Raw genomic sequence first — 5,917 nt, 5'->3', positions numbered from 1 at the left:
TACCGCCGGCGCGGTCGCTGGACCGGGCGATGCCGGCATCCGTCGCGAACAGCTCATCGTGCGCGGCCGAGCCCCGCCGGCGCGTGGTCTCGAAGCCGTCCCCCACCTCGACGCCCTTGATCGCCTGGATGCTCATGAGTGCCTGGGCGAGCTTGCCGTCGAGGCGACGGTCCCACTGCACGTGGGACCCGAGCCCAGGCGGCACACCGTAGGCGAGGACCTCGACGATGCCGCCGAGGGTGTCGCCGTCCTTGCGGGCGTCGTCGACCTCCGCGACCATCGCGGCGCTCGTGGACGGGTCGAAGCAGCGGAGCGGATCGGCGTCGAGCAGGTCGACGTCGTCGGGGGTGGGCAGGGGTGCGCCCTCAGGGACGCGGACGGGGCCGATCGACAGGGTGTGGCTGACCAGACGGATGCCGAGTTCCCCGAGGAACGCCCGGGCGACGGCGCCCAGAGCGACGCGGGCTGCGGTTTCCCGGGCGCTCGCGCGCTCGAGGATGGGCCGTGCCTCGTCGAAGTCGTACTTCTGCATGCCGACCAGGTCGGCGTGGCCGGGTCGCGGCCGGGTGAGCGGGGCGCTGCGGCCGCGGGACTTGTCGGTCAGCTCCACGGGTTCGGGGCTCATCACCTCGACCCACTTGGGCCACTCGGTGTTGCCGATGCGCAGCGCAATGGGGCTTCCCATCGTGAGCCCGTGACGCACGCCCGCCGAGATCGACAGCTCGTCCTGCTCGAACTTCATGCGCGACCCGCGGCCGTAGCCGAGCTTGCGGCGGGCGAGGTCGGCCTGGATGGCGTCGCGCGAGATCGGCACGCCGGAAGGCAGGCCTTCCATGATGGCGACGAGTTCGGGGCCGTGCGATTCGCCGGCAGTGAGCACGCGGAGCATTCGCCTATCCTCCCACGAGCGCCCGGCGCATTGCGGCGAGCACCTCCGGCTCCCCGGGCACCATCGTGGTCGTGTCGCCGGTGACGAAGACGCGCACCTGCAGCAGCGCCTGATGCAGCAGCATCCCCTCGCCCGAGAGGGCCGCGTGTCCTGCGCGCTCCCAGGCCTCCGAGAGCGCGGTGGGCCAGTGCCCGTAGACGACGTCCAGCAGCAGCCCGCCGGCCTGCGCGAGGGCGTCGGTGGCAGTCGGCGCGACACGGGCGTCTCCCGGGAGCGTGGCCACGGTCACCGGCACGGCAGCGTGGGACGGAGCCTCGAGCGGGACCGGGAGGACCTCGACGCCGAGCCGCGCTCCCAGCTGCTGCATGGGTTCGACCGCGGCGGGGCGCCGCGCCACCACCTCGACTCGACGTGCGCCGAGCTCCTCCAGCGCGACGAGCGCGGACGTGGCCGTGGCCCCCGCCCCCACGATGCGGGCGCGGTCGAGACGCTCGATGCCGGCCTCTCGGAGGGCTCGGACGATGCCTCCCACGTCGGTGTTGAAGCCGCGCAGGGCGTCGGCGTCGAGCTGGAGCGTGTTCACCGCGCCGGTGAGCTGCGCGCGCGGGTCGAGCCAGGTGACGGCGGCGAAGCCGGCGCACTTCAGCGGCATGGTCAGCGAAAGGCCACGCAGACCCGCGGCACGGGCGTGCGCGAGCTCGGCCGCGAAGCCCTGTTCCGTCACCTGTCGACGCCCGTAGGTCCAGTCAAGGCCCAGCGCCCGGTAGGCCGCGGTGTGCAGCTGCGGAGATCGGCTGTGCGCGATCGGATCGCCCCACACTTCGAGGGCAGTCTGCTCCCCCACGCTCAGCAGCCGGAGTCCGGGTTGTCAGCGCACCACTGCTGCCACTGCTTGACCGCCTGCTCGTGTTCCGCCCCGGTGTTGGTGAAGATCGTCTCGCCGGTGTCGAGGTTGACCGTGACGAAGTACATCCACGGTCCGTCGGCGGGGTGCATCGCCGCGTCGATCGCGAGATCGCCGGGGTTGGCGATGGGTCCGACGGGCAGGCCCGGGTGCACGTACGTGTTCCACGGGTTGTCGTCTTCGAGTGCCTCCCGCGACGAGCTCACCGTGCCGTCGTGCATCTCCTGGTAGCCGTACTGCGCGGTGGAGTCCATCTGCAGCAGGCCGAACGTCTCGGTGTTTCCGGGCGCGAGGCGGTTCTGAATGACCCGCGACACCTTGTAGAAGTCCTCTTCGAACCGGGCCTCGCGCTCGATGATCGAGGCGATCGTGAGGATCTCCTCGCGACGCTCGACGGGGACCCCGGCGCTGTCGAGCGACTGGATGGTGCGGTCGACGAGGGTGCGGATCACGTCGGCGGCCGTCGCGCCCGGGTCGAATGTGTAGGTCGCCGGGAAAAGCCACCCCTCGAGGCTGGCGGCGCTCACCCCGTAGTCGGCGGGGTTCGCCACGGCTGCCTGGAAGTCCTCGATCGGCAGTCCGAGGCCGTCGGCCAGCAGTGGGAGGGACTGCTCCACGGTCAGGCCCTCGCGCAGCTGTGCGGTGTTCGACTGCTTCTTTGTGGGATCCAGCAGCGCGGTGAGCGCCGCCGCCGAGGTCATCTTCTGCTGCAGCAGGTACACGCCCGGCTGGAAGGGCGGGTTCTGCCGGGTGTCGATGAGGTAGTCGTAGAAGGCGTCGGGGGTTTTGGTCACGCCCGCATCGAAGAGGGTCTGCGAGATCGAACGGCCGTTGTCACCGCTGATGACGGTCACCATCGCTTCTCCGGTGGCTTCGCCCTCCTCGTAGTCCTGCGGCTCCTCCCAGCCCATGAACTCGCGGATGGGCTCCTCGTAGGTGTTCCACACCCAGGCGACGCCGACGCCGATGCCGCCGATGAGTGCGAGCAGGAGGGCGAGGATGATCCAGCCCCCGCGCCGCCGACGGCGCTTGTCCGGCGGCGGAGGCGGTGCGCCCAGGTCATCGCTGGTCGCCTCACCGGTGAACAGGGCGTCGAGGGGGGCGGTGGCCGCGGGGCGTGGGGCGGGTGCGGTCGCCTCCGCCGGCGGCGGGGCCGGTGTCGGGGCTTGAGTCGGGGCTTGGGCCGGGGTAACGCTCGGGCTCGCGGCGGCGGGGCTCGCGGCGGCGGCTGACCGTCTGGCATCCCGTCGCGACAGCGGCCGGTCGCCGGTTGCGGCCGCCGCAGGGCTCGCGGGGTGGGGCTCGGAAGCGGTCTCATCCGCTGGCGCATCGGGGTCCTCGTCGGCCGGTTTCTCCGATGGCGGCCCGGTGGCACTGCTCGCGGGCGACGGCGCCGACCGGGCGACGCCCGCGCGTCCCCGGGGGTCGGGGAGCTTGCCGAACAGGTCGGCGAGCGGATCGTCGAACGGTGACGAAGATGAGGGCATCAGGCGGGCTCCTGGGCCGGGGGCGTCGGGTTTCCAGGCGGCCGACCGGTGTTCTTCTCGACATCGAGCGCGTGCTGCAGCAGTACGACGGCGGCTACCTGATCGACAATGCTACGAGAATCCCGCTGAGAACGCCCACTCTGTCTCAACGCGGCATGCGCCGAGACCGTGCTGAGGCGTTCGTCCACCATGCGCACGGGGGTCGATCCAGCCTGGGCCAGCTCGGCGGCGAACGCCCGGGCGTCTGCGGTGGACGGGGTGTCGTTGCCGCTGAGATTCAGTGGCAGACCCACGAGCACCTCGAAGGCGTCGTACTCGGCCGCGAGCTCTCGCACCCGCGCCACGGCGTGGTCGTCGCGCGGCACCGTCTCGAGCGGGGTGGCCAGCATCCCGTCCGGGTCGCTGCGGGCAACGCCCACCCGGGCCTTGCCCACATCGACCCCGATCCGGACGCCGCGACGGAACCCGCTCACGCCGACAGCGACTCCAGCGCCGTGGCGACAGATCGGAGCGCGGTCGGCAGTGCCGAGGCATCCGTCCCGCCGCCCTGGGCGACGTCGTCGCGCCCGCCGCCGCCGCCGCCGAGAGCAGCCGCGGCCCCCTTGGCGAGCACGCCGGCCTTCGCGCCGGCAGCGCGTGCGGCCTCGTTGGTCGCGACGATCACGACCGGCCGACCCGACACCTCGGCGCCGAGGGCGATGACCGCAGCGGCATCCGCACCGAGACGGTCGCGGGCCTGCAGCGCGAGCGTGCGCACGTCGTCGGCCGACGATGCGGATCCCAGCGACTGGGCGACGACCTGGAAGCGACCGACGCGCTCGGCCGACGCGACGAGCTGCGGCAGCTTGTCGCCGAGCGCGCGCGCTTCGAACTGCGCGATCTTCTTCTCGGCCGCCTTGAGGTTCGCCGCCAGCTCCGCGATGCGGGTGGGCAGCTGGTCGCGCGGGGTCTTCAGCGTCGCCGTGAGCTGCGAGACGATCGCACGCTCGGCGGCGAGCTCGCGGAAGGCGTCGAGTCCGACGAGGGCTTCGACGCGGCGGTTAGAGGCACCAACGGACGACTCGCCGACGAGGTTCACCAACCCGATCTCGGCGCTGGACGACACGTGCGTGCCGCCGCAGAGCTCGCGCGACCACGGCCCGCCGATGTCGACCATGCGCACGACGTCGCCGTACTTCTCGCCGAAGAGCGCCTGGGCGCCGAGCGCCTTGGCCTCATCGAGTGCGAGCACGCGGGTCGTGACCTCGAGGTTGTCGCGCACGGCGTTGTTGGCGATCTCCTCGATCTCGCTGCGCGTCTCGGGCGACAGTGCCTGGCCCCACGTGAAGTCGAAGCGCAGGTAGCCGGCCCGGTTGAGCGAGCCTGCCTGCGTCGCGGTCTTGCCGAGCGTGTCCCGCAGGGCGGCGTGCACGAGGTGCGTCGCCGAGTGCGCCTGACGCGCGGCACGGCGGTTCGCGGCATCCACCACGCTCGTCGCCGGCTGACCCACGCCGACCTCGCCGCTGCGCACCTGCACCGTGTGGCTGATGAGCCCGGCCACCGGACGCTGCACGTCGAGCACGTCGAGCTCGAAGCCGGGGCCGACGATGATGCCCTTGTCGGCGACCTGACCACCGGACTCGGCGTACAGAGCCGTCTCGGCGAGGATCACCTCGGCGGTCTGGCCGGCCAGCGCACGGTCGACCGAGACGCCGTCGACGATGAGGCCCAGCACGCGGGACTCGGACTCGAGGTCGGTGTAGCCGGTGAAGACGGTCTCGCCGGCGGCGCGGAAGGCGCTGTAGACGCTGTGATCGGCCAGGGCGCGCTTGCGCGAGCGCGCATCGGCCTTCGCGCGGGTGCGCTGCTCCTGCATGAGCGCGTCGAACCCGGCGCGGTCGACGTCCAGGCCCGCCTCCTGGGCAATCTCGAGCGTGAGGTCGATCGGGAAGCCGTAGGTGTCGTGCAGCAGGAACGCCTCGGAGCCGGCGATGCGGGTCTTGCCGGCATCCTTCGTCTGCTCCACGGCCATGTCGAGGATGGTCGAACCCGACGCGAGGGTGCGCAGGAACGTCTCCTCCTCGGCGACGGCGTAGGCCGAGATGCGGCCGTAGTCCGCTGCGACCTCGGGGTAGGCGTCCTTCATGGCGTCGCGCGATGCCGCGAACAGCTCGGGGAAGGTCGGCGCGTCGACGCCGAGCAGACGCATCGAGCGGATGGCGCGGCGCATGAGGCGACGCAGGATGTAGCCGCGTCCCTCATTGGAGGGGGTGACGCCGTCGGTGAGCAGCATGAGCGAGGAGCGCACGTGGTCGGCGACGATGCGGAAGCGCACGTCGTCCTCGTGCACCGCGCCGTAGCGGCGGCCGCTGAGATCGATCGCCCGGTCGAGCACGGGGCGCACCTGGTCGGTCTCGTACATGTTCTCGACGCCCTGCTTGATGAAGGCGACGCGCTCGAGACCCATGCCGGTGTCGATGTTCTTGTTGGGCAGATCGCCGACGATGTCGAAGTCGACCTTGGAAGTGACATTGGCGATGGCGTACTGCATGAAGACGAGGTTCCAGATCTCGGTGAACCTGCTGTCATCCACCGCCGGGCCGCCGTCGCGGCCGTACGCCGGCCCGCGGTCGAAGTAGATCTCCGAGCAGGGCCCGG

Annotated in this window: 5 protein-coding genes; all 5 read right to left on the bottom strand. The window is 71.6% G+C overall.

Features of this window, described 5'->3' with window-relative positions:
- Positions 1-889: chorismate synthase (aroC, locus tag NQ160_RS16940; RefSeq protein WP_257516332.1), on the bottom strand; the 889-nt coding region annotated here is incomplete at its 3' end.
- A gap of 4 nt (positions 890-893) precedes the next feature.
- Positions 894-1,733, bottom strand: coding sequence for a shikimate dehydrogenase family protein (locus tag NQ160_RS16935; RefSeq protein ID WP_257516331.1), 840 nt, complete (start codon positions 1,731-1,733; stop codon positions 894-896).
- A gap of 2 nt (positions 1,734-1,735) precedes the next feature.
- Positions 1,736-3,280: an endolytic transglycosylase MltG gene (gene mltG, locus NQ160_RS16930; RefSeq protein WP_257516330.1), complete on the bottom strand. Its 1,545-nt coding sequence runs from the start codon at positions 3,278-3,280 to the stop codon at positions 1,736-1,738.
- Entirely contained in the window at positions 3,280-3,753 is a 474-nt protein-coding gene (gene ruvX / locus NQ160_RS16925; protein WP_257516329.1) for a Holliday junction resolvase RuvX, read from the bottom strand. Before ruvX ends, mltG begins: the two co-directional genes overlap by 1 nt.
- Positions 3,750-5,917: alanine--tRNA ligase (gene alaS, locus NQ160_RS16920; protein ID WP_257516328.1), on the bottom strand; the 2,168-nt coding region annotated here is incomplete at its 5' end. The genes ruvX and alaS, both read right to left, overlap by 4 nt.

It is taken from the genome of Microbacterium sp. zg.Y909 (genome assembly GCF_024626565.1).
The sequence above is the reverse complement of the archived record's forward strand: the minus strand, read 5'-3'. Positions and strand labels throughout refer to the sequence as shown.